Here is a 26,209-nt window from a genome sequence, read left to right as displayed (position 1 = left end):
TCCGTTTTATATAGTTTCAGCTATGGCATTTCAAAAAAATGGCTGTAATTTCTGTTGCTTCAGAATTAAAATATCAATAACTCCCCCAAAACCTTAATTATTGGCAATAGCGTGTTAAAACGCTTGTTTTTTTGAACTAAACCAGGCTCAAACGCATTTTAATATATGCTACTAAAATTGTACCTTTGCACCCCGTTTTAATAAATTGATAGTTGCCGCTTCGGAAATAAAATTAAACAATTTAAACAATATCATAAATAAATAATAATGTCAGTATTCGATTTAGACCTTATTAAGCAGGTGTATGCACAAATGCCACAACGCATTGCCGCCGCCCGCAAAATGCTTGGCCGTGCGCTAACCGTTTCAGAAAAAATTATGTATAGCCATCTTTGGCAAAACGAGCAGCCAGCTTCGCCCCACCAGCGCGGCATTGACTACGTTGATTTTGCCCCCGACCGCGTTGCGATGCAAGATGCAACTGCACAAATGGCTTTATTGCAATTTATGATGTGTGGCCGTCCTAAAGTAGCTGTTCCAAGTACCGTGCATTGCGACCACTTAATACAAGCTAAAACAGGCGCCAATACCGACCTTGCCGCCGCCTTAGATAAAAATAAAGAAGTTTTTGATTTTTTAGCCTCCGTATCAAATAAATATGGTATTGGGTTTTGGAAGCCCGGCGCAGGCATTATCCACCAGGTTGTGCTTGAAAACTACGCTTTTCCGGGGGGCATGATGGTTGGCACCGACTCGCATACCGTTAATGCCGGAGGTTTGGGCATGGTAGCTATTGGCGTTGGTGGTGCCGACGCCGTTGATGTAATGAGTGGAATGGCTTGGGAATTGCTAATGCCCAAACTAATTGGGGTAAAACTTACCGGAAAATTATCGGGGTGGGCTTCGCCAAAAGATGTGATATTAAAAGTAGCCGGCATTTTAACTGTCGAAGGGGGTACGGGTGCCATCGTAGAATATTTTGGCCCCGGAGCCAATGCTATTTCTTGTACCGGAAAAGGTACAATTTGTAATATGGGTGCCGAAATTGGCGCAACAACCTCTATATTTGAATACGACAAAGCCATGAGCCGCTACCTTCGTGCTACCGGCAGAGCCGAAATTGCCGACCTTGCCGATGAAATTGCCGACTGCCTTGCCAGCGATGCCGAAGTACATAATAATCCGGAAAAATACTACGACCGCGTTGTCGAAATTGACCTCTCAACCCTCGAACCATATATTAACGGTCCCTATACTCCCGACTTGGCTTGGCCACTATCGCAATTTGCCAAAGCTGTTAAAGAAAACAATTACCCCCAAAAACTTGAAGTGGGACTTATAGGCTCGTGTACCAACAGTAGCTACGAAGACCTTACCCGCGCTGCGAGCATAGCTAAGCAAGCCAAAGCAAAAAATCTTAAAACCAAAGCTGAGTTTACCATAACCCCCGGCTCTGAACAAGTGCGTTATACCGTTGAGCGCGATGGCCTGCTCGATATTTTTGAAAGTATTGGCGGCGTAGTATTGGCCAACGCCTGCGGCCCCTGCATTGGGCAATGGGCAAGGCATATTGACGACACCAACCGAGCCAATAGTATTATCACCTCGTTTAACCGCAATTTTGCAAAACGCAACGATGGCTTAAGCGCAACGCGCGCATTTGTAGCCTCGCCCGAAATTGTTACCGCCCTTGCTATTGCCGGAGACCTTTGCTTTAACCCCTTAACCGACACCCTAATTAACGAAGATGGCCTTGCCGTAACCTTAGACCCACCTGTAGGCGAAGAGCTTCCGGCAAAAGGTTTTGATGTTGAAGATGCAGGTTACCAAAAACCCGCCTCCGATGGTAGCAATATAAACGTGGTGGTAAAACCCGATAGCGAACGCCTGCAACTTTTAGCGGGATTTGCAGCATGGGACAACAAAAATTTATCCGGATTAAAACTGCTCCTAAAAGTAAAAGGCAAATGCACCACCGACCATATTTCAATGGCTGGCCCATGGCTTAAATTCCGCGGCCATTTAGACAATATATCGAATAATATGCTAATTAGTGCCACCAATGCCTTCAACGGCCAACCAGATATGGTGCAAAACCAACTTACCGGAGAATTTGGCCCTGTACCCGCTACCGCACGCGCCTATAAAGCCGCTGGCATTGGAACTATTGTGGTGGGCGAGTTTAACTACGGCGAAGGCAGCAGCCGCGAACATGCCGCCATGGAACCCCGACATTTAGGCGTACGCGCAGTATTGGTAAAATCGTTTGCCCGTATTCACGAAACAAACCTTAAAAAACAAGGTATGTTAGCCCTAACTTTTGTAAACCACGCCGACTACGACAAAATCAGGCAAGATGATACTATAGATATTTTAGGGCTTGAGCATTTTGAACCCGGAAAAAACTTTACCATAGCCCTGCATCATAGCGATGGCAGCACCGAAAGTTTTGAAGTAAAACAAATGTATAACCAAGCCCAATGGGAGTGGTTTAAGGCTGGCAGCGCCTTAAATTTAATCCGGAAACAAATTGCCGGATAAGCAGTAACAGTTCACCATCGTATAGAAACTGCAAACAAAGTACTCAGTTTAGACTATTTAAAAACTAAAACTGATATAAACTAAAATCCCTGCTGTTAACTAAAAAACAGCAGGGATTTTGTTTGTTCTAGTAGTTTTTTAATTAGGAAAGGGCTAAATATCAACTATCCCTCTTAATAACGCATTTGCGAAACGGCAATACTACTTGAATTGGGTTGATACAAGTTAAAATCAGATACGGTTATATTGCGGTCTAAATTTAAGTCGCTCGGATGGTAAATATTAATTTTTGAGGCATTTGCCGAGTATAGATTATAGTCGGCAACTGTAATATAACCATCGCCGTTGATGTCGCCGGCGCGCATCCCGTAGATAGAAGTATTACCCAATTTAACAACTTGGTTAGTACCGGCAACAGCGTTGGGGTCGGTTAGGTCGTAGGTGTTGACATTAGGCAAACTTACCAGGCGTGCACCTAAAATATCGAGGTGGTTGCGCGAGCGGATAGCAAGATAATAAACCGTATTGGCAAATACGTCGTTCATTAGTATATCGTTGCCATCAACGTTAAGCACAGTGCCATCTTTTTGCAGCAAGCCAGCTTTTTGGTCAACTAAGGCATAGCTAACGGGGTCGCGCACTTCAATCAATACCCAATCAACGGTATTTGTAGGGAAATTAGCAACTGTTTCGGTGCCATTATAATTCCATGGGGTAGTGTTAAATGGTTGTGCAGTGGGCAACATATTATTTGCCAACAAGGTGGTGCGCATTTCGGAGGTATTTGCATCGAAAGCGCCTTGCAAGTACGATTTTACTTTTACGGGTACATCGGTGGTTACATCGGGAGGGCAATTGGCCGGATAGTAGATGGTATTGCCGACATCTACGTTAGTGCCGGTTTGGTTTGGCGTAACATACGATTGAAGCACGGCTTTATCTGAGTCGTCCTGAATAAATACAACGGTGCGTAACTTGCTTGGCACTACATAACTTGGGAAGGTGTATGAAGCTGTACTGTAAGTAAGGTTGTTATTAGCTGTAAGAGGGGGCAAAGTTTGGTCAAGTACAATTTTGCGCAGAACGTGTGGAAATACCGTCTCGCCATTCGTTCCGGGTGGTGTAGAATAAGAAACCGGATCTTCAATTATCATAACTCGTAGGTGTAAATTATTCAGATTAATATCGGCAAAAGGTTTTACCGTTACGCTAATATTTGCAGTCGAGCCGCTAAGGGTTTCATCAACCTCAAAAGCCATACTATTTGGGTTGTTGTAAATATCGTTAAAATCATTGGCGGTATAGGATGAAGGTGAGCCTTCCTTAACGTTGCCTTGTAACTCAACATGCGGAACGCCGTTTACATTGTAATACCCAATTCGGGTGTTATTATCGGGGGTATTTTCGTTATACATGGGGTCGTATCCAGGCCACCAAGTATGATATTTAATAGCGGCTATTTTGTCCTTTACCGTTTCAAGCAGCGCGTTAAAAGCTGGGTTTTGCGAGGCGCAAGGGCCGCATGATGCCTGGGTAAACTCTTCAACCAAAACGGTTGTATAGGTAAACGCAGTTGGAACTTGGGTGTGAACTATCAATTTATCATTATCTTGCCGTTGGTCTTCGTTGGTGCCGTTAAGGTTCGATGCCCAAATGGTTATATCGTGGTCGCCACCATCGGCGCACCATTTTTTAATATTATGCAAAAATGTAGTTGTCTGTCCGGGTTGTATAGGAGGTGTAAAATTATGGGCAAACTTCGAAACAACGGGGCCGTTATCTTTGCGGTAATGCAAATCGGCTTTGGTTATACTTTTTGAGCCAAGGTTTTGTACATAGCCTACAACATAATATTCGCCGCCAAGTGTCAAAGGTTTAATATTTGAATCGTAAACCATTAAATCGTATTCAACGGCGCAAGTAGTAAAATAACGCTTGTACTCATCGCCCCAGTTGCCCGACCCCGACACATAGGTATCGCTGCCTGAGGTAACCGAGAAGGATGCACCGCCATTTCCGCCGGTATCGTAAATTGAAAACAATACGGTTGCAGTGTTGGGCAAGTTAATATTGTAGTTAAAAGTTTTGTTTTTGTCGGCAAAGGCATAGGGGCCAAAATTAAGGTAAACGCTGCCAGTAACGGCATCAACTACGCTACCCGAGTTTTGGGCGGGGGTATTGTCGGTGGTAATGCTAACCACAACAGCCTTTAAGCCCGAACACTGTGCAAATGTATCTTGGTTTATTAACGAAAAACACAAGATTACAACTAAGGAGTAAAAAATTTTTTGCATATTTTTTTAATGTTTGTAGAGAATGATTCTGATGGTAAAACTTGCGGCCAAGCTACGCTTTTTTAAACAATTTTTATTTAATATGGCAGAAAAAATTTTGACCTTTAATTGCTATTTTTTGCATAGCCATATTGGTTCGCGAACAAGGGCATAATTTTGTACAATTTCTTCCGGAAGTTGTAATAAGTAGTTGTCTAAAATTACGGTAAAGCCAACAGATTCAAGCCGTTCTTTTTTATCGTTTCCATAAATACGCACATGGTCGTTTTGCCCAAATAAACGCTCGCGCTCTTTGGGGTCTGTAATTGTTAAATCCTCAATTGTTTGATTGGAGTCTAATTGTGGTGTTTGTAAAATTGCCCAGCCATTTGGGGCTAAAACGCGATATAGTTCATGCATTGCTTTTTTATCATCCGGAATATGTTCTAACACATGATTGCAAATTATTACATCAAAGCTATTGTCGGGTTTTGGAATATTGGTAATATCAATTTTTTCCATCGCCGTTGGCATGTCTAAATCGGCACTTAAATAGGTTAAATTAGGGCTATTTTTAAACAGTTTTTGGAACTGGTGCTCGGGGGCAAAATGTAGAACACGCAGTTTTTGTTGCAAAATATTTGTTTTTTCGTGGAAATAAAGCCATAAACCTCTATGCCTCTCTAAAGATAAGCACCACCTGCACAAAGCGTTTTGGCGTTTTACCAGCCCATAACTGGCAAACTTTTTATAGCTATGGCCACAGCAAGGACAAGTATATTTTTTACCCCAATAGAATAATCCGGTTAACCGCATAGCATACATGCCAGCTACTCTTAAATATTTACGCGGAATTATTGGTTCTACTAATTGTTTTAACTGGTATGTATCGAACATAATTTTAATTCAACAATATTACTAAAAACACGTTGTTAAAACAAACTAAACTAAATTAACTTGTTTGTTTGCTTGGCTCCATAATTTACTTACTTGTTTATAAGGCAAGTAAAAAGCAGAAGTAGCTGTTTTTCTTTTTGTAACTTAATGTGTGCCTTGCTTTTGTAGTAGGCGAGGCACACATTTTAAAATTAAATATTTTTTTGCCTTTCGTTTACATATTAGCAATAATTGCGCGGGCAAACCCCGAGCAGCTAACTTCGGTAGCACCTTCGGTGAGGCGGGCAAAATCGTAGGTAACGGTTTTGGCTGCGATTGCGCCGGTTAAACCTTTTTCTATGAGGTCGGCAGCTTCTTTCCAGCCCATATATTCGAGCATCACAACTCCGGATAGTATAACGGAGCTTGGATTTACCTTGTCTAATCCGGCATGTTTGGGAGCTGTGCCATGAGTAGCCTCAAAAACGGCATGCCCAGTGTGGTAGTTAATATTGGCACCAGGGGCAATGCCAATACCGCCCACCATTGCAGCTAAGGCATCGCTTATATAGTCGCCGTTTAGGTTCATAGTGGCAATTACGTCAAAATCTTGTGGGCGCAGTTGCAGGTGTTGTAAAAATACGTCGGCAATTGAATCTTTAATAATAATGCCGTTGGGCAGTTGACACCAGGGGCCGCCGTCAATTTCGGTAGCGCCAAACTCGGTTTTAGCCAGCTCGTAGCCCCAATCGCGGAAACTCCCCTCGGTAAATTTCATTATATTGCCTTTGTGTACCAAAGTTACCGATTTGCGGTTGTTTTCGATGGCAAATTTTATAGCCTCGCGAACCAAACGCATAGTGCCTTCTTTTGAAATGGGTTTTATACCAAACGATGAGGATTCGGGGAAGCGAATTTTTTTAACTCCTAATTCGTTTTGTAAAAATGCTAATAGTTTTTCTGCTTCTGGGCTTCCTGTCTTATATTCAATTCCGGCATAAATATCTTCGGTGTTTTCTCTGAATATCACCATATCAACTTTATCGGCATAAATATTTGGCGATGGCACGCCGGGGTAATATTTTACCGGCCGAAGGCAAGTGTATAAATCGAGTTGTTGGCGTAATGCCACATTTAACGACCGCAAGCCACCGCCAACTGGTGTTTCTAAGGGGCCTTTAATGGCAAAAAGACAGTCGTTTATAAGGTCAACAGTTGCTTGGGGTAGCCAGTCGCCTACTTCATCGAAGGCTTTTTTTCCGGCAAGGGTCTCAACCCATTCAATTTTCCGTGTTTTGTTGTATGCTTTTTCAACGGCGGCATCGAATACCATCTGCGCGGCTGGCCAAATATCAACGCCTACACCGTCGCCTACTATATATGGAATGATGGGGTTATCGGGAACTTGTAATTTCCCATTTTCTATCCGGATTTTTTGACCACTCATAATAAGATTGTGTTATGTTTTATAAGTTTTAAATAAGACTGCAAAGTTACGGAGTTTTACCAAGTATAGCAAGAATAACAAGAAACTACAGTTTTAACCAACCTTTTTTGTTTCAGTAGTTTACGCCGTTTATGTTTATAAACTAACAATAGCAAAGCAGTAGGTTTATAATTATCAAAATTTATTCACAAAGAACTAAATATTTATGCTAAGCGTTTTATCTTTGTTGGGCAAACACAACCCCATCTTTACTATCTGTCATGACTCAAACCCGCATTTTATCGTCCTTAAACAACCAACCCGAACCGAACAAAAACAATAACAACGGCAAAAACAGCCGGCAATCTGGTAAAAAAACTTCTTTTGGATGGCGTTTACTGCGCTTTTTGGGCTCGTTGTTTTTAATAAGTGCGTTTTTGTTGATTAGTTTTTACTTCATGGTTCGGCAGGGCATGTTTGGCGAGTTACCAAATTATGCCGACTTGCGTGCGATTAAAACTCCAACGGCAAGTACTATTTATGCCAACGAAGGCCAAGTTTTGGGGCGTTTTTACTACCAGAACCGGCAAATAATTTCGTACAACGATATACCCGCCTTCGTTATACAAGCTTTAGTGGCCACCGAAGATGCCCGCTTTTACCAACACCAGGGCGTTGATGCCCGCAGTTTGTTACGTGTGCTCATCCGGTCAATATTATTAGGAGACGAATCGGGCGGGGGCGGCAGTACCATTGGCCAACAATTAATTAAAAGCTTGTACCCAAGGCAATCGTACGGTTTGCTAACCCTTCCGGTTGTTAAAATGAAAGAGGCAATTATTGCCCGCCGTTTATCAAATATATATACTAAAGATGAAATTTTAGCCCTTTACCTTAATACGGTTTCGTTTGGCGAAGACGTGTATGGCATAGCAGCTGCTTCGCAACGGTATTTTTCTGTTGCACCTAAAGATTTAAGAGTAGAAGAAGGTGCCGTCTTAGTGGGAATGTTAAAAGCTACAACAACTTTTAATCCAAGGCTAAATCCGGATAAATCTTTGAGTCGCCGAAATGTTGTACTCGACCAAATGGTGCGTTACAATTATTTAAACCCAACTCAAGCCGAATCTCTAAAAGCAAAACCCATTGAAGTGAAGTATAAAAGACGCTCGGCCTCAGAGGCGGTAGCCGCCCACCTGCGCGACAGAGTTAGGGAACAAGTAAAAAAATGGCTCGATGAACACCCAAAACCCGATGGCTCGAAATACAATCTGTTTGCCGATGGCCTTAAAATTTACACGACAATTGATGCTAATTTGCAAGAGTACGCCCAACAAGCAGTAGCCAAACACATGAAAACCCTACAAGCCGATTTTGAAAAACATTGGGGCAAAAATAGGCCTTGGACTAACGCCACCGACATTTTAGATGCCGCCATTAAACGCTCGAACCGCTATAAAGCTTTGGCAGATGCTGGGGCAAACCGCACAGAAATAGACAAGGCATTTAAAACCCCAGTTAAAATGAACGTGTTTAGCTACGGCGATGAAATAACAAAAACAATGACCCCGTTAGATAGCGTAGCTTACCATCTTATGTTTTTAAATGCCGGATTTGAAGCCATTGACCCGCAAACCGGATTTGTAAAAGCCTATGTAGGCAGTATTGACCACGAATATTTTCCGTTTGACCATGTACAAGCTCACAGGCAGGTAGGTTCAACTTTTAAGCCAGTTGTTTATGCAACTGCTATCGAACAAGGGATTCAGCCTTGTAAATATTATGCTAACGAGCTAATTACTTATGCCGACTATCAGAATTGGACACCGCAAAACGCCGATGGCGAGTATGGAGGCTTTTACTCAATGGCAGGGGCTATGGCTCAATCAATGAACACGGTGTCGGTACAAGTACTTTTTGATGCCGGATTAAATAATGTTATTAATTATGCAAAACGTTTGGGTGTTACCAGCACTTTGCCACAAATGCCCAGTATTGCACTTGGCGCCGCCGACCTAAATTTATACGAAATGACCCGCACTTATGCGGCACTTGCCAACGGTGGTTACAACGTTGAGCCTGTATTTCTTATGCGAATAGAAGACAAAAATGGCAAAAGTATTGCCGATTTTAGTAAAAATTACCCCCGCCGCGAAATTGCCCTGGCTAAAGAAACCAGTCAGGCTATTACAAAAATGCTACAAGCTGTTGTTGACAGCGGCACCGCAAAACGTCTTAGAACTAAATATGGCTTTACCTTTGATATTGCTGGCAAAACCGGCACCACCCAAGACCATAGCGATGGGTGGTTTATTGGCTATACTCCTAAATTAGTGGCTGGCGCTTGGGTTGGCGGCACCGACAGACGCATTAGGTTTAATACCGTTTCACTTGGACAGGGGGCAAATATGGCCTTGCCTATTTGGGCGGAGTTTATGGCAGCCGCAAAAAAGAATCCTAAAACAGCTTATTTTACTTCCGGATCATTTACCATCTCTGACGATATATTGCTTGAGCTAACCTGCCCCAACATGGTAACCGATACAAGCACTTACTACAATTATTCTGAGGGTGGCGGCACCGACAACTTCCCCAACATAGAAACTGAAACCGATGCCGATGGAAATGTCATTATTATTCCGCCCAGTAATACCACCACCTCGCCACAAAGCAAACCCGGTTCGGGAACTAAAGGCCGCACCCTACCTTCACAACAAACTACGCCAAACACACAAAACTCGCCCGCTGGCAAAACCAAACCCAAACAACCCGCCCAAGAACCCGATAAAAAGAAAAAATGGTGGGAAATATTTTAACTTAGAACAAAAAACCATTTAATTAAAACATATAATATTATGCAAATGCCTAAAATAGTACAATTTGAGGGCGCTAAAGCCATGGGGCTTTTAGGCGTATTTAACCCAATGGATGCCCAAATAGGCAAACTTTGGGATGATTTTGTACCGCGAATGAGCGAAGTTCCGAACCAAGCGGCAAATAACCACGCTTTTGGTATTTGTACCATGCAGCATCCGGATATTAATACGCTACCTTCGGGGCAATTTATTTATATGGCATCGTTAGCTGTTGATGCTTACCCTGCAGTCCTCCCACAAGGTATGACCACTTTTGAGCTGCCCGCCGGAAAGTATGCCGTTTTTACCCACACAGGCAAATTAGCTGATTTTGGAAATACGGTGCGATATATTTACGACGAATGGTTAAAAACTGCGAACCGTGCCGATTATAGTTATCCGGATTTTGAACTTTATGACGAGCGCTTCGACCCAAACGCTGAAACAGGCGAAATAGATATTTATATTCCGGTTTTGTAAAAATTAACACAAAAAAATGAGGCAGTCAAACAACATAACATTTTTATTTTTTATAGGATTATTAGGTGTGCTTGGATTTTTGGGCTGCAAAAAAGATATAGACAACCCTAAAATATGTTCTCCTGATTTTGAGGCCGACCCACCCGGCCAATGGTATTTAGGCGATTTGCACGTGCATAGCACCGGGGCAAGCAACGATACCGGCGGCGACAGCACCCCCGAAGCTATTAAAAACATGGCTTTACAACGAGGGCTTCATTTTGTAGTGCTAACCGACCACAGCAATAGCACCGGCAGCGACCCTAATACGTTAGAGGAAGACCCCGCTTTGTTTAATCAAGGCCCTGAGTGTACTTGGTGGCAATTATGCGCGCAACTTTCTGAAGAAGGCAACTTTTTAATGATAAATGGCAATGAGCTAAGCCCTGTTAACAGCAATGTGGCCATACCATCGGGGCATATTGGCTGCTTACCAGCCGACTTAAACTTGTTTAACCCCAATATTGTATTTACAGACCGGCCCAAAAGTAGTGTTACCGGTGGAAATGCCCTACAACAAGCCAATTCTGCCGGATGTTTTAGCATAATAAACCACCCGTATTCGCCTACGCCCTGGATTTGTTACGACTGGACTGACTACAACTACCAAGCTATTGAAATTTGGAATGGTACAGCAGGCTTTGACCCCTACGACAATTGGGGCCGCATGGCTTGGCTATGCGATTTGCTTAATGGCCGCAAAATTACTGCTATTGGTGCAAGCGATAACCACAGAGTGTTTAAAGACCCGCCCGGAGATTTAACAAACCCACCATTAGGCTACCCAACCACAGCCGTATTTGCAGCTAACTTTAGCTGGCCTGCTATTATGCAGGGGCTTAAAAACGGCGAAACCGCCATTTTTGAAGGCAAATCGCGCTTGTTTTTAGATACCTACGATATAAATAAATGTCGAGCACAAACGCCGGCAGGCATCCGTATTTTGCGTTTACGCGGCCAAGCCGATACCCTACTTAATACAGCACAATTAGTACTTACCCGCGCAACCGTCTGCACAGACACACGCCCCAATCATTTAAGTAGCCCAATCATTACCGCCGATACCCTGCTGCAACAAACAATAAACAACACCCAACCTTTTGACCTGAGTGTTAATATTGAGGGTAATGCGGGCGTTTACACCGCAACATTATTAGGCAAAACCGATAAAAAACATTACGGCGCTTTTTCAAAAGCAGTTATTATTGATTAGGTATTATAAAATTTGATTTGTTATACAATACTACTAACAAACAAAATGCTCAAGTAAGTAAAAGAATGGTTTAATACCCACCTAAATACTTGCGAATAAACCACTCGAAGCTCACAAAACCTAAAATTAAAAAGAACAGCCATTTTAAGTTTATCATACTTTGGGTTTTGGTACTGCTGTATTGTGTTGCCGGAATTTGCCCTATTTTTTGTGCCAAACTACCCAAACTATCCGGATAAATAACTGCGCCACCGGTTTCTTTTGCCAACAAATACAACAAAGCATGGTTGGCCTGGGTTTGCATACTCTCTAACTGAATAGCTACAACACTAAATTGCCCCTCGGCGGAGTAATTTTGGCCGTTAAACGAGGTGTTAGCCTTATAAGTATAGTTGCCAACGGGCAAAAATCCAATGTTTAGAGTATAAGCATCGGCGGTTTTGCTAAACACATACGGAAATTTTTTGCCAGTATTATCGTAAACGGTAAGGGTTACTTCGGGGTCGGTAATGCGTTGGTAGCTATCGTTATAAAACTCGGCATCAAAGCTTATTTGTTCGCCCTCGTTGAATAAGGTTTTGGGCATACTTACCCTAAATTTGCGTTTATCGTTTTTAACCGATAAATACTGCACAGTTTTGGTTATTAAATCGTTTACCGCATTAGCATTGTTATTTTTTTTGTTGTTGTAAATACGCCAGCGCCAAAGTCCTTCGCCGGCAAGTACGGCAATTTTGTCGCCTGTGGCTTGTTCAAAAGCGAGCAAGGGGTATTTGGTGGCAATACTGCCTATCTTTTGGGTAAACAGGGTTTGCGAGGTGGGGGCTGCCGAGTAGTCGCCAAACGGACTTTGCAGCGGGGGCAATTCGGCTAAAAAATTAGCAGTGCCGTCCTCTAAATTAAAAAGATTAAAATTGCCATTGTTTACTAAGCGCACATCGTTGCTTTGGTCGCCGCGGGCGCTGTTCATTTGTACTATGTTTTGGGCAGTATTAAATAGCGCGGGCGCCGTTTGCGAGGTTATAATGTACCATTGCGGAATTTTGGCATCGTGCAACTGTTTAATTACGGCTTCGGAATTGTCGTTTTTTGAAGGGATACCGTGCAAAATGGCCAAATTGTAGCCTGTAACTGCCCCCGAAAATTTACCCGCATAGGCAATTTCGGTTTGATAATTTTTATTCGATTCGATGGCCGAGCGCAAGGCGGCAACATCCGGATGGGGGCTGGCGGCAAAAATAAGCACTTTGCGCCGGCTGTCTAATACTTCAATATAAATATCTTGCCGGTTATTATCAGTAGTTAATTCGCCGGCAACTGCTGCTAATTTTACTACATAATGCGTAACGCCAACCGTAGTAGCATCTAAAACTATATCGTCAGAGCCATAAAAATTGTTATTTTTTATGGTCAATGGTTTAGAATAAACCTTGCTGCCACCGTCGCCTTTATACACTTCTAAAACGGTATTGCTACCTTGCAGTGTTTTGGCCGAATAGTCGGCCCGAAGGGTAAATTTATCTCCCAAATAAGCAATGCGGTTATGCAGTATTTTTTCGAGCACTAAGTCTTTGCGCGGTGTTGTATCGCCAAGGGCAATGCAGTAAAAGGGGGCGTTTGGCCGCTCGGTGCTATAAACAGGGTTACTTCCTTGGTTGTAAATACCGTCGGTGGCCAATACAACTGCACCCACGTTTTGATTGGTATAAATACTGTGTAATTCGGCAATAGATTGTGAAATATTGGTTTGTTTTTCGTCAAAACTAAAGCGCAGGCTATCTTCTAATTTTTCGCCAAAATGGTAAGTGGCCACGTTATAGTTGGCGGCTAACTGTTCGGTTAGCGTGTTTAAACCCGTTACTAAGGCGGTACTATCGGCAGTATTAGTGGCCATACCCACCGAACTGCTGTTGTCTGTTAGCACTAATATTGTGGGCTTAATGGTGTCTATGGATAAGGAGCGCAACAATGGTGCTAATAACAAAAAAGCAATGGTACTTACCCCTAAAAAACGCAGAACATATAAAAAAGGTAACAAACGGCGTTGGTTTCCGGTTACTTCTTTAAAGGTGGTGTCGTGGAAATATAAAATTGTAGCATAAATACCTCCGGCCAATAAACAAAACAGTAAGTACCAGGCGGGGTATTGCTCAAAAATTATTTGTTGTGCGTTGTTCATAGATACTTTATACAGATGGCAGATAATAAAAATGTGCGATGACTGCAAAATAAGTCCTTGCTATAAAACACAATGTTATTAGCCTGTTTTTTCCGGAATGAAGATAATAAGTCAGTTTCTATTTCCGGAAATGCAAACGGCCGGCAAAGTTCGTAAATTCTTGCTGATAAACGAAATACTAAACGTATAAACCGCCTTATTGTCTGTGCTTTGAATTATTAAAAAACAAGTTTTAGCTAAAATTAACAATAATTTGCCTTTATGGTTGGTTTTCAACACGTTTATATAGGGCATATTTTTGTCCATCTTCAAGTATTACTTCGTAACCATCAGGTGGTATATGCTGGCAAAGGGCATCGCATTGGCTAAGCCAAAATGGGGTTGTAGTGGCCAATTTGTGGTTTTCGGGTACAACACTTATATTAAAAAAGCGGACTAAAAAGCCTTGCAAAATAAAATTGTATTGATTGTATTGGCAAGACGGGACAGCAATATTAGTAAAAGATGGCACTAATTTACCAATTTTATAGACGTCGTTTAAGGTGGCATGTTCGCGGTAGGTTTTACCAATTTGTGCAGCACTATATATTAACACACCTGCCAATAGTAGGGCATTAAAGGTCAAAACAAAAGCAAACGCCCGTTTTTTAGTTTTCAACCAATTTACAAAATCTGAAGTTGGAGAAGCTGCTACTAAAGCCATGCCAACTGCCCAAAACGGAAAAGCCGGCACCATGTAAAACCATTTCTGTACTAAGGTTAATGCCAGCGGAAGCGTTCCGGCTGCCCCTACCGCCATAAAAAACAAGGATTGCCGCCAAACAAGAGGTGTAGGCTGGGTAAAACGCCATTTTGCCCTCCAGGCAAGCAAAAAAATAAGAACCAGCAAAGTAAAAGGCAACACTAATTGCTGCAGTAATTGCACCCAAATTTCGAGGTGATAATCTGCCGTAGGCACTGCACCCATGCGAAGCAAAGCCCTGTCGAAAAGGTAGTACGACAGGCTTTTACTTACTGGCCATAAAAATAAAACTGTATATATTGCCAACGGTACTGCTAAGGCAACGATGGTTTGCAAGGCCATTTTTTTAAAACTAATACGCTTTGTAAACAGCCAATAACAACCCGGCACAGCCAGAATAAAAAAGCCCGGAAACCCCTTCACTAAGGTTGCGCCAAATATAAAGAATCCGGAGATTACAGCTGCCACGTAAGGGTTTAGACTTAAAAATCTGGATGACTTTTGTATAGGTATCCATCCGGAGTAAAAACTTAAAAAAGCCAATAAAGCAAATATGGTAAGTGTGTTTTCGTGCATATTGTTTCGATAGCTCCAAAAACAAACCGGTACAATTATCCAAAATAAAACCGGCAGCCAAGTTAGGTGTTGCCAATTGGCTGGCGCATCAATGGTTGCCAACCGCCAAATTTTTACCAAAATCCAAACTGTTAATAACATGGTCAGCAAGGTATAAAACCGCTCGACGTACAAACTATCGCCTAAAATTTTAAAAAACAGAGATTCAATACCAAAGGCCAAGGGCGGCTGCTCATGAAACGATGGTAAACCCTCGATATTTAAAGCACTATACTGCGGAAACCAAAAACTACCATATCCAAGGCTTAAGTTGTGTGCTACTGCCGAGTATAATACCCCATCTTGAAACATGCCATCTTGTACTAATATGGGTAAGGTTAGGGCAAAAACAGTAGCCAAAGTAAAAAGCCAGAACGGTAGGTTTGAATATTTGATTCTACTCATTTTTTCTGCTTATTTAATTAAATCAGCAAGACAACAAACCTAAAACTTGTTCGCATCTGCGACCTGCCAATAATGTTGCCATTCTTGGGGTACGGTGTTGGCATTTAATAAACAGTCAGCGGGTATATAAGGAAAAATTTCGTCGTACCGGCGCACTTCGTATTGGTTGATGCGGCGAAAAATATGGCTGCGATTTATTTTACTTGGGTGGTCAATACCTGCGGCGGCCATCAACTCAACAAAACTTTTGAGGGTTTCGGCATGATAATTGGCTATCCGCATAGTTTTATCGGCTACGACTAATCCTTTTACCAATTCGGGGTCTTGGGTGGCAACCCCTGTGGGGCAAGTATTTTTGTTACATTCTAACGCCTGGATGCAGCCCAAAGCCATCATCATGGCGCGTGCGCTATAGCAGGCATTGGCACCTAAGGCTATGGTTTTAAAAATGTGAAATCCGGTTGTAATTTTTCCGGAGGCAAAAACCCGGATTTGTTGCCTCAGTCCAAAGCCCACCAAGCAGTTATGCACAAAGGCAAGCCCCTCTTTAAATGGCATCCCTACCGAGTCCGAAAATTCAAGTGGTGCAGCGCCTGTTCCCCCCTCACCGCCATCAACAGTTATAAAATCGGGTAAAATTTTAGATTCAATCATTGCTTTGCAAATACCTATAAACTCGGCTTTATTGCCCACACAAAGTTTAAACCCAACAGGTTTGCCGTTCGATAGCTGGCGCATTGTCTGCAAAAGTTGTAAAAGGCCAATGGGCGTACTAAATGCCCGATGATAAGGCGGCGAATCGACTTGGGTGAAGGGTTCTACTCCGCGAATTTTGGCTATTTCGGGGGTATTTTTTTTTGCCGGAAGTATGCCTCCGTGCCCCGGCTTTGCTCCTTGCGACAGTTTAAGCTCAATCATTTTTACCGTAGGATTAGCAGCACTTTTGGCAAAATTTTCGGGCGAAAAATTGCCGTCTGCAGCCCTTGAGCCAAAATAGCCAGTGCCAACCTGGTAAATTAGGTCGCCGCCCGGTTGTAAATGGTGCGGGCTTATGCCCCCTTCGCCGGTGTTGTGGGCAAAATTGCCTGCTTTAGCGCCGCCATTTAAAGCTAATATTGCATTGATGCTTAACGCTCCAAAACTCATAGCCGATACATTAAACACGCTGGCCATGTAGGGTTGCTTGCATAAATCTGTGCCTACCTGTATTTGCGGGTGGGCAGGCAAATTATGCGCATTTAAAGCGGCAATGCTGTGGTGCATCCACTCGTAACCTGTTTCGTACACATCTAATTGTGTTCCAAAAGGGGTTGTGTTTAACTCTTTTTTGGCCCGCTGATACACCACCGAGCGTTGAATGCGGTTAAAAGGCCTACCGTCAATATCGCTTTCAACAAAATACTGTTGCAATTTAGGTCTGAGTTTCTCCATTAGCCACCGGCCACGCCCTAAAATTGGATAATTGCGCATTAACGCATGGCGGCTTTGTAGCATGTCGTAAAAACCAATGGCTACAAGGGGCAACAAAACTATCATAATCCACCAAACTGGCTGCCAAAAAAAGCCCAGAACAATAACCAATACTAACGAAATAGCGGAAAAAATAATAAACTCGTTGCGCATGTTTTGTTGCTATAACTGTTGAAAATTATTAATAATATCGCACAAAGATAAAGAGATTTAGGTACAATAAAATGGGCTTTGTTTTTGAGCAGGTAGTGTTGAGTAAAATTCCGTTTTTTATGGCTCGAAGGAATAAACAGCAAGTTGTATTAGTTGCTACAAGTAAATTTTACTTTTATCCGGAAAATTGAAAGCACTAATTTGGTTCTTTAATAGTTAAAGTCAGTAAGGCTTACCGCTTGTGTTTAATCATAGGCAGTCAAACAAAGTTTTTGAAAATAAAACTTATTAAGCGTTAGCCTTTAAATTAAAAATACCCTTCTTTTTTGCGGTCTTCCATTGAGGTTTCCGAACGTTTGTCGTCGGCGCGGCCACCGCGCTCGGTATGTCTGCTGGCGGCAATTTCAAGCACAATATCGGCTACTGATGAAGCAGCCGAAAGGGTAGCGCCTGTGCTTGTCATATCGCCTATGGTTCTAAAGCGTACAATTTTTTCTTCGGCCAACTCGCCCTCAGCAGGGGGTAAAAACGGCGATTGAGCCAGTAAAATACCATTGCGCACCACGCATAAACGCTTATGCGAAAAGTAAAGGTTAGGTAGCGGTATATTTTGGTGTAAAATGTACTGCCAAATATCTAATTCTGTCCAGTTGCTTAACGGAAAAACCCTGAAGTGCTCGCCTTCGTGCTTGCGCCCATTAAATAAATTCCACAATTCGGGGCGTTGATTTTTTGGGTCCCATTGGCCAAACTCGTCCCGGTGTGAAAAAAAGCGTTCTTTTGCGCGTGCTTTTTCCTCGTCTCGGCGTGCGCCACCAAGGGCTACATCGAATTGGTGTGCTTCTAAGGCTTCTAAAAGGGTGGTGGTTTGTAGGCGAATACGACTGGCGTTGGCTCCTTTCTCTTCTTTTGCCGTACCTTTGTTGATAGACTCTTGCACACTGCCAACTAATAATTTTACACCTAACCGGGCTACTAACGCATCGCGGTAGGCTATAGTTTCGGGAAAGTTATGCCCTGTATCAATGTGAAGTAAAGGAAAAGGAATTTTACCCGGAAAAAATGCTTTATGGGCTAAATGTACTAATGTGATAGAATCTTTACCGCCCGAAAATAAAATTACAGGTCGCTGAAACTGTGCAGCTACCTCGCGAATTACAAAAATTGCCTCCGACTCTAACTCCCGCAGATGGGTCAAATTATACGAAATCATGGTTATTTTTAAAGATTAGGTACTATTACTTACTTATCTATCTATATTATTAACTTGGGGTTTCTATCCGGATGAGTGGCAGCAAAAATTGTAAGGCCTGAGTTACGTTTTGTGTGATGGTAAACTGTGTAGTATCTAAGGTTAAATCCGGATGTTGTGGTGGCTCAAAAATGGCATCAATACCGGTAAAATCTTTTATTAAGCCAGCACGTGCTTTTTTATACAAACCTTTTACATCGCGTTCTTCGCAAATTGCAAGCGGGGCGTCAATGAAAATTTCTTTAAAATCGGTTGCGCCAATAATTTGTTTAGCTTGTTGGCGTATTGCGTGGGTAGGGCTAATAAAACAGGCAATAACCACAATGCCACAATGAGTAAATAGTTTGGCAACTTCGGCTACGCGCCTGATGTTTTCAGTACGGTCGGCTTCGGTAAAACCCAAATTATTGTTTAGACCGGTGCGCAAATTGTCGCCATCTAATACTTGGGTAATAATGCCATTTTGGTATAATGCTTGCTCTAAGGCTTGGGCAATGGTAGTTTTTCCGGCCCCCGATAAGCCCGTAAACCACAAAGTTATGCCGCGTTGTTGCAGTAATTGTTCTTTGTGGGCGCGTTGCAGCAGTTGGTCAAAAACAGGGTAAATATGTTGGGGCTGTGGCATTGCGCCGCAAAGATACGATTTTATACCTAAGCTTGTAAAAGCATTTTTTACTGACAAATGATAACTATATCGTTTAGATTTTGCCGCTTATCGTTGTTTTATTTTTTATACTGATGCCACCATACCCAAAAGGTATAAATAAACCAAATTATATGTGGATTAACATATTGTTTTTTGTTTAAAAATTGGTTTATTAGCCTTGAAACTGTTGGTTGTTGTAACTGTGTATCGGCAAAAAATGTTTGGTCGTGGGTTAAGGCTTGTAAAGGTTGGCGCAATATAGTATGCAGCCATTGTGTTATGGGTATGGCAAATCCTTGCTTGGGGCGGTCAATGAGTTGTTTTGGAACGTACTTGTATAAAACTTGCCGAAGCAGGTATTTTGTTTGGCCGTTTTTAATTTTATACGCATCGGGCAACGACAGGGCAAAGTTTACGAGGCGGTGGTCTAAAAAAGGTTCGCGGCCTTCGAGGGCGTTGTGCATGGTTGCGCGGTCAACTTTGGTTAAAATATCGCCTTCTAAATAGGTTAGCAAGTCGGTTAAACCCAAATAGCCTACAATTCGGTTGTTTTGGGGTTGAAAATCGGGCTGCCATCGCGGGCAAAAAACAGGGTAAATTAGCTGCTGCTCTTTAGGGCTTAAATATACCGATGCTGCTGCAAAAAAGTCGGATATAGTATTGGCCTGTACTGCTCTTTGCAGTTTGTAGAGCTTATTGGATAAGTTGGTATGATTTTTTTGTATTGCGGGCAGAAGTGAGAGCATTTTAGCTAAAAAATCCGGATTAAATAGTTGTATAGTTTTGCTCAAGAGTTGTTTTGCCGGAAGCTTTTGCCATTGGTTAAATCCGGATAAAGTAGCTTGGTATTTTGTATATCCGCCAAAAAGTTCATCGCCACCATCGGCACTAAGGCTAACTTTTACCTGCTGTTTGGCAAGTTGTGCCACCAAATAGGTAGGAATTGCCGAGCTGTCGCCAAAAGGCTCGTCAAAAATAGTGGGCAATAAAGGCAATAAATTGCGGCAGTCGGCTTCGGTACAATACAGTTCGGTGTGCTGGGTTTTTAGGTAGTTTGCAATTTGTTTGGCATGGTGGGCTTCGTTTAGGTCGGGTTGGTCAAAACCAATGGTAAAGGTTTGTAGCGGTTGACTAAATTGTTGTTGCAACAAGGCTGCTACGGTGGTACTATCAATTCCCCCCGACAAAAAAACACCTATTGGCACATCGGCCACCATACGCAGGGCAAAGCTTTGGTGAAGTAATTTTTCTAAGTGGGTTATAAGCTCAGGCTCGGTGGTGGGCAGTTCAATTGGGTTTGCGTAAACCTGTGCAGCGCTATACCATGTTTGTTGTGTAATTTGCCCTTGTGCTGTTATTTGCAAAAGTGTGCCGCCGGGCAATTTTTGCGATTCTTCATAAATACAGTGAGGTGCTTGAATATAGCCTTGCTGCAAATACAACGAAATTGCTTGGGCGTTTAAACTTGGCTCAAAATGGGGGTGTTTATGAAACGCTTTTAACTCGGAGGCAAAAAGCAACAATCCATTTTTTTGGTACCAATATAAAGGCTTAACGCCAAAACGGTCGCGCACTAAGGTTAGGTTTTGGGTTTGCTGGTCGAACAGAGCAAAGGCAAACATGCCGTTAAACTTGTTTAAACAATCGCTACCCCACTGATGCCATGCCTGAAGCAGTACTTCGGTATCGGTTTGGGTGGTAAATTGCCTGCCGTACTGGTTTTGTAGCTCGTGTTTAATTTGCGCGTAATTATACAACTCGCCATTAAAAATAATGGTTAAGTGTTGCCACGACATAGGTTGATGGCCGGCTTTGCTGGTGTCAATAATAGACAGCCGCCTGTGCCCAAATGCCAACAAACTTTGCTTTGGATTTGTTAGGTGGAAAATAGCGGTTCCGGAATCGTCGGGGCCACCATGCGCTAAGACCGCTTGCATGGCATTTATGGTATTTTCCGGATGATAAGATACATCGCTGTCTCGGAAATCCCAAAAACCTGCTATTCGGCACATGCGTAAAATTAAATTAGTTCTAAATAAAGGCTATTTGTTTTTCAATTCTTCTTTTAGCAAACGCCGCAAAATTTTACCTATGTTCGATTTAGGCAACTCGGTTCGAAACTCGTAATGTTTGGGTTTTTTATAACTGGTTAAGCTATCTTCGAAGTGCTTCTCTAACGATTCGACTGTTAGTGAGTCGTCTTTTTTTACGATATAAGCCTTAACCGCCTCACCCGATTTTGCATCCGGAACCCCAATTACGGCTACTTCTAAAACTTGAGGGTGCATAGCAATTACGTCTTCAATTTCGTTGGGGTAAACATTAAATCCCGATACTAAAATCATTTCTTTCTTGCGGTCAACAAGTCGTGTTAAACCACTTGAGTCCATTATGCCTATATCGCCGGTATATAGCCAGCCATCTTTAATTACTTCGGCGGTTGCTTCGGGGTGGTTATAGTAGCCCAACATAATTTGAGGGCCTGCGCCTATAATCTCTCCTCGCTCGCCAAGCGGTAATTCGTTGCCATTGTCGTCCACAATTTTTATATCGGTGCTTGGTACGGGTAAACCTATTGTGCCAATTGTGCCTGTACCATCTAAGGGCTGCGCACATAATACCGGCGAAGACTCGGTTAGTCCGTAGCCTTCGGCTAAATAACATCCGGTTACTTTTTGCCATTTTTCGGCTACGGCTCGTTGCACTGCCATGCCTCCACCAATTGCAATTCTGAGGTTACTAAAATCAATGCTTGCAAAATCGGGTTGGTTTAACAAGCCATTAAATAAGGTGTTCACGCCCGTAATTAAGCTAAATTTGTATTTTTTAAGTTCGCCTATAAACGCTTTCATGTCGCGGGGGTTAGTAATTAATATGCTGTGCATACCATAATTGCAGGCAAACAAACAATTTACTGTAAATGCAAATATGTGGTAAAGTGGCAATGCCGTAATAATTATTTCTTGCCCGCGTTTCAGATCTGCTTTGCTACAATCGAGCCAAGCGCCTATTTGCATAGAGTTGGCTATAATGTTTTTATGGCTAAGCATAGCGCCTTTCGATAATCCGGTAGTGCCGCCCGTGTATTGTAATAATGCCAGGTCGTTGGGTTGTGCTTTGTGTACTTGTAAGCTTAAGCTTTTGCCCGCACTTAAAGCCGATTTAAACGAAATGGTCGCAGGTAGTTGGTAGGCTGGCACCATTTTTTTTACGTGCTTAACTACAAAATTAACCAATGTACCTTTAATAAACGACAACATATCACCTAATCCGGTAGTTATAATGTGTTTAATGGGAGTGTTGGGCAATATTTTTTGCAAATTGGCGGCAAAATTCTCAACGATAACAATGGCCGTAGCCCCTGAGTCGTTAAATTGATGCTCCATTTCACGCGGGGTGTAAAGGGGGTTTGTATTAACCACTACCAAGCCGGCCTTTAACGCTCCAAATAAGGCAACAGGGTATTGTAAGCAGTTGGGCATCATTAAGGCAATGCGGTCGCCGGGGCGTAAACCCAGGTTTTTTTGCAGGTAAGCCCCAAAATTATTCGACAGTTGGTCGAGGGTGTTAAAAGTTATGGTCTTTCCCATATTAGAATAGGCAGGCCTGTTAGCATAAAGATGCACAGCCTCTTGTATCATTTCCGGAATATTGACGTATTGCTCGGCATTTATTTCTTGCGGAACGCCTTCGGGGTAAAACGGATACCAAATTTTTGCAGCCATAATGAAAAACGTTTATTTAATAGGTTTGTAATTTCGTTGGATAATAAATAAAATAACTATAAATCGGCAGCATGAGGGTTGGCTGGCGGGTTGTTTACAAAAGGTTTGTAAAGTGGTTCGTGTATTAACAAGGCATCTTGAATTTGTTGCCACACCTGAGCGCGCAATTTATCGGCATCTTCAACGGTGCAACCCTGTGTATAAGTTGGGGGCAAATATCTAAAATAAATAGTACATGGGCGAAGCGGCAATTTAAAATTGGGCATCATATCGCGTACATGGGTAATGATAATCGGTTGAATGGGGAGGTTAAGTTCGGCGGCTATGCGAAAGGCTCCCGAATTAAAGGGCATCAATACTTCTTTATCCGGATTGCTAAAAGTGCCTTCCGGAAAAATAAATACAGATATACCGTAGTCAAAGGCTAATTTTTTTATTTCTATATAACTTTTTTTCCGGCTTTCGGGGTCTTTTCTGTCCACTAATACCGACGAGCGTTTAAACACATGGCCAAACAAGAAATAATTTTTTGACTCCATTTTAGCAACTCCCGAAAACGAATGCTTAACGGCTGCCGCCAAGGCTATAATATCGCCGTAGCTGGCGTGGTTGCCAACAAATACGCATTGCTGGTTTGGCTTTACACAAACCTCTTCGTTTTGCACTACTATTTTTACCCCCACTAATTTAGCCCATGTATTGGCCCAAAACCGGCAGTAAGCTAAAAATGCTCGTCGCCAACGCCGTTCAGAGGGCAGTACAATAGGTAAAATAAACGATAAGCCTACGCCAATTAGCATTGGTATGGCAAAAACAAAACCAGCATACCCAGTATAAATCCAATAAAATAATCTCTTTATCATACGAGGCCACAAAGTAAGCAAAATTTGGCAACCTATTTATTAAATGGTAGTTCTATTGTTTTTAGGCGATAAGTTTAAATTTTTGTTTACCCCTAAGTATTTGATAATCAGTATATTATGTTTAAAAAAGACTTTGCTGTGAGGTCAAAATTGTTTGATGGAGTAGTTTTTTTGTATTGGCTTCTTAATTAAACCGTGCTGTATTTTTGTGGCATCGGCCAAAAAACGAAGCGCTAACCTCTCTGCCTGCCCATATATGCCTATTGTGTAATTTTTATGCTAAAAAAACGTGTGAAACGTGTTTTGTTTATTAATCCGGATAGTTGTTGAGCGATTGGCTTTTCCAATTTGCTCAACACTGTTTGGGTTTGTAAGGAAAAATAGGCTACAATTTATTTTTATCGAACAATTACCATCTCTTTTGTAGCTTTTGCCAATTCTTTTTGCCATGTCATCAGTTCTTGATAAGCTTGTATTATTTCGTTTTCGGCTTCAATATTTTGGAGGGTTTTAAGTTCATCTAACTTGTTATTCATTAATTGGCCAACGTAGTCAATTTTAAATCGGTTAATTATTTCGAGGGTGCGTTCAATTTGAAATTTGTCAATATTTGGCAGTTCAATTTTATGTAGTTTACGCCAGTTTTCGCTAGGTGTACCTACCAAATTGGCAATTTCGGCTAAGGTTTGGGCGTGCTCTTCGTCTAATAAGGCCGATAGGGTTTCGCGGGTGGGCAATTGCCCTTTTTCTAATAATTTGCAATAAATATCAATAATTTTATTGTATTGGTCGTTGTTAAACGGCAAGCCTATAATTTCGTTGATAATATAGGCTGCCAAAGGCACATCGGTTTGTATCAGTTCGGCGCCGTATTCAAACAGTTCGCGCAAAAGCTCGCGTTCTAAGCGGTTATTTGCCCTATCATTTTGTACTGGTGTGTCTGCCGGCGCTGTGGGTTGGTCGAGTGCCAGCGATATTGTTTTATTGGCATCAGCTGCCGCCTCGGTGGTGCTGTTTGGATGAATTTGGGTTTGATTAGCAGCCGATTTTTGTTGTTTGTGCGTGTGGTGTTGAAGCCTAAATTTATTGACCTCTGAAATAACAATTTGCTCGTCCATTTTAAAGCGGGCGGCGGCTTCGCGGATATATAACGAGCGTTTAATACTGTTTGGAATTAATGCGACGCTTTGCAAAACATTGCTAATTACGCCGGATGTTTTAATGGGGTCGCCGGCGGCCTCGGTTAGTAGTAAATTGGTTTTAAACCGGATAAAATCGGCACTTTCGGTAGTTAAATAGGCTTCGGTCGCCATCCGGCCATTTTTTTTGGCAAACGAGTCGGGGTCTTCGCCATCCGGAAGTAATAATACCCGCACATCTAAGTCATCTTCTAATAAAATATCAATACCGCGCAAGGCCGCTTTTACTCCCGCATTATCGCCATCAAACAAAATAAGTACGTTGTTTGTAAACCGTTTTATCAATTTCGACTGCTCGGTAGTAAGCGATGTACCCGACGACGCAACGGCGTTTTCAATGCCAACTAACCGAAGCGACAGCACATCGGTATAGCCCTCGACCAAAATACATTGATCTTTTTGCCTAATACTTTGCCTTGCCTGATACAAACCGTACAGCAAGTTGCCTTTGTGGTAAATTGCCGTTTCGGGGGTGTTTAGGTATTTAGGTTGTTGGGCACTGTGTAGGGTGCGCCCGGCAAAGGCCACTACTTTACCCGATAAATTTTGAATAGGAAAAATAACCCGCCCCCGAAAAAAAGGAAAAACTTTGCCATTTTTTTCGCTCACTAAGCCCGCCTTTTGTAGCAAATCAACCGAGTAGCCTTTTTGTTGTGCTTCGTGCAAAAAACTATCAAAATTATCAGGGCTAAAGCCCAACTGAAACTGTTTTACAACATCGTTGTTTGTAAAGCCACGCTCGTTAAAATAGCTAAGGCCAAGGGTTTGCCCTTCGGGGTCGGTTTGCAAATAATTAGCAAAATAATTAGCGGCAAAGGTATTGACGATGTATAAACTTTCGGCTTGTTTTTCGGCTTCAAGAACGGAGGGGTCAATTTCATCCGGAATTTCTATTTGATATTTATTGGCCAGATAGCGCAATGCCTCGTAGTAGGCCATTTTTTCGTGCAGCATAATAAAACTGGCCGGAGAGCCTGCCTTGCCGCACCCAAAGCATTTAAAAATATTTTTAGTCGGTGATACGTTGAACGAAGGAGTTTTTTCGTTGTGAAATGGGCAACAGGCATGGTAATTTGCCCCACGCCGTTTTAGGTTCACAAAATCGCCTACAACCTCCTCTATCCGGGCTGTTTCAATAATTTTAGCGACAATATGTTGGGGTATAATCGACACGTTAAAATTAAGGGCGAAAGTGTTGGTTGTTTAAATAAATTGGTCAAAATTACGAAAAAAACTGCGTTTATTGGCCTAAAAGGG

At 42.3% G+C, this 26,209-nt stretch carries 16 protein-coding genes; 4 read left to right on the top strand and 12 right to left on the bottom strand.

Translation table 11 applies throughout. The features are described 5' to 3' along the window. Positions 1 to 267: 267 nt before the first annotated feature. Positions 268 to 2,541, top strand: coding sequence for an aconitate hydratase (locus IPI59_04435; GenBank protein MBK7526801.1), 2,274 nt, complete (start codon positions 268 to 270; stop codon positions 2,539 to 2,541). A gap of 173 nt (positions 2,542 to 2,714) precedes the next feature. On the opposite strand, the gene IPI59_04430 is transcribed toward IPI59_04435, so the two are convergent. The 3 genes from IPI59_04430 to icd all read right to left on the bottom strand — a co-directional run bounded on the left by IPI59_04430 (position 2,715) and on the right by icd (position 7,137). Beyond that, positions 2,715 to 4,835, bottom strand: a complete 2,121-nt coding sequence (locus IPI59_04430) for an Omp28-related outer membrane protein (GenBank protein ID MBK7526800.1) — start codon at positions 4,833 to 4,835, stop codon at positions 2,715 to 2,717. Between the two features lie 111 nt (positions 4,836 to 4,946). Further along, positions 4,947 to 5,711: a methyltransferase domain-containing protein gene (locus IPI59_04425; GenBank protein MBK7526799.1), complete on the bottom strand. Its 765-nt coding sequence runs from the start codon at positions 5,709 to 5,711 to the stop codon at positions 4,947 to 4,949. A gap of 214 nt (positions 5,712 to 5,925) precedes the next feature. After that, entirely contained in the window at positions 5,926 to 7,137 is a 1,212-nt protein-coding gene (gene icd / locus IPI59_04420; protein ID MBK7526798.1) for an NADP-dependent isocitrate dehydrogenase, read from the bottom strand. A gap of 260 nt (positions 7,138 to 7,397) precedes the next feature. On the opposite strand from icd, the gene IPI59_04415 reads away from it, so the two are divergent. The 3 genes from IPI59_04415 to IPI59_04405 are packed head-to-tail and all read left to right on the top strand — an operon-like array spanning position 7,398 to position 11,703. After that, entirely contained in the window at positions 7,398 to 9,932 is a 2,535-nt protein-coding gene (locus IPI59_04415) for a transglycosylase domain-containing protein (GenBank protein ID MBK7526797.1), read from the top strand. 39 nt (positions 9,933 to 9,971) lie between these two features. Then, the gene (locus tag IPI59_04410) at positions 9,972 to 10,451 is read left to right on the top strand and encodes a GyrI-like domain-containing protein (protein ID MBK7526796.1); all 480 of its coding nucleotides are present in this window, start codon (positions 9,972 to 9,974) and stop codon (positions 10,449 to 10,451) included. Positions 10,452 to 10,467: 16 nt separating this feature from the next. Then, positions 10,468 to 11,703: a PHP domain-containing protein gene (locus IPI59_04405; protein MBK7526795.1), complete on the top strand. Its 1,236-nt coding sequence runs from the start codon at positions 10,468 to 10,470 to the stop codon at positions 11,701 to 11,703. A gap of 70 nt (positions 11,704 to 11,773) precedes the next feature. Here the strand turns inward: IPI59_04405 and IPI59_04400 are convergent, their stop codons facing one another. From IPI59_04400 to IPI59_04360, 9 genes are all read right to left on the bottom strand, one after another. Next, on the bottom strand, positions 11,774 to 13,882 hold the full coding sequence (locus tag IPI59_04400) for a hypothetical protein (protein ID MBK7526794.1): 2,109 nt from the start codon (positions 13,880 to 13,882) through the stop codon (positions 11,774 to 11,776). A 259-nt stretch (positions 13,883 to 14,141) separates the two neighbouring features. After that, complete coding sequence (locus IPI59_04395; protein ID MBK7526793.1) at positions 14,142 to 15,644, bottom strand: hypothetical protein; 1,503 nt, start codon at positions 15,642 to 15,644, stop codon at positions 14,142 to 14,144. A gap of 39 nt (positions 15,645 to 15,683) precedes the next feature. Beyond that, positions 15,684 to 17,267 carry an FMN-binding glutamate synthase family protein gene (locus IPI59_04390; protein MBK7526792.1) on the bottom strand — a complete coding sequence of 528 codons (1,584 nt, stop codon included), beginning with the start codon at positions 17,265 to 17,267 and terminating at the stop codon, positions 15,684 to 15,686. 307 nt (positions 17,268 to 17,574) lie between these two features. Further along, positions 17,575 to 18,480 (bottom strand): sulfate adenylyltransferase subunit CysD, encoded by a 906-nt coding sequence (gene cysD, locus IPI59_04385; protein ID MBK7526791.1) that lies wholly within the window; start codon positions 18,478 to 18,480, stop codon positions 17,575 to 17,577. Between the two features lie 49 nt (positions 18,481 to 18,529). Then, entirely contained in the window at positions 18,530 to 19,144 is a 615-nt protein-coding gene (gene cysC / locus IPI59_04380; protein ID MBK7526790.1) for an adenylyl-sulfate kinase, read from the bottom strand. A 98-nt stretch (positions 19,145 to 19,242) separates the two neighbouring features. Further along, the gene (gene asnB, locus IPI59_04375) at positions 19,243 to 21,177 is read right to left on the bottom strand and encodes an asparagine synthase (glutamine-hydrolyzing) (GenBank protein MBK7526789.1); all 1,935 of its coding nucleotides are present in this window, start codon (positions 21,175 to 21,177) and stop codon (positions 19,243 to 19,245) included. A gap of 30 nt (positions 21,178 to 21,207) precedes the next feature. Beyond that, on the bottom strand, positions 21,208 to 22,890 hold the full coding sequence (locus tag IPI59_04370) for an AMP-binding protein (GenBank protein ID MBK7526788.1): 1,683 nt from the start codon (positions 22,888 to 22,890) through the stop codon (positions 21,208 to 21,210). A gap of 56 nt (positions 22,891 to 22,946) precedes the next feature. Next, a complete protein-coding gene (locus IPI59_04365; GenBank protein MBK7526787.1) occupies positions 22,947 to 23,753 on the bottom strand; it encodes a 1-acyl-sn-glycerol-3-phosphate acyltransferase in 807 nt (268 codons plus the stop codon). Positions 23,754 to 24,151: 398 nt separating this feature from the next. Then, positions 24,152 to 26,125 (bottom strand): DNA primase, encoded by a 1,974-nt coding sequence (locus tag IPI59_04360; protein ID MBK7526786.1) that lies wholly within the window; start codon positions 26,123 to 26,125, stop codon positions 24,152 to 24,154. Positions 26,126 to 26,209 lie beyond the last annotated feature (84 nt).

The organism is Sphingobacteriales bacterium, assembly GCA_016706405.1.
Taxonomy (GTDB): domain Bacteria; phylum Bacteroidota; class Bacteroidia; order Chitinophagales; family UBA2359; genus BJ6.
Note: the sequence above shows the minus strand (reverse complement) of the source record. Positions and strands in the feature narration are given on the sequence as shown.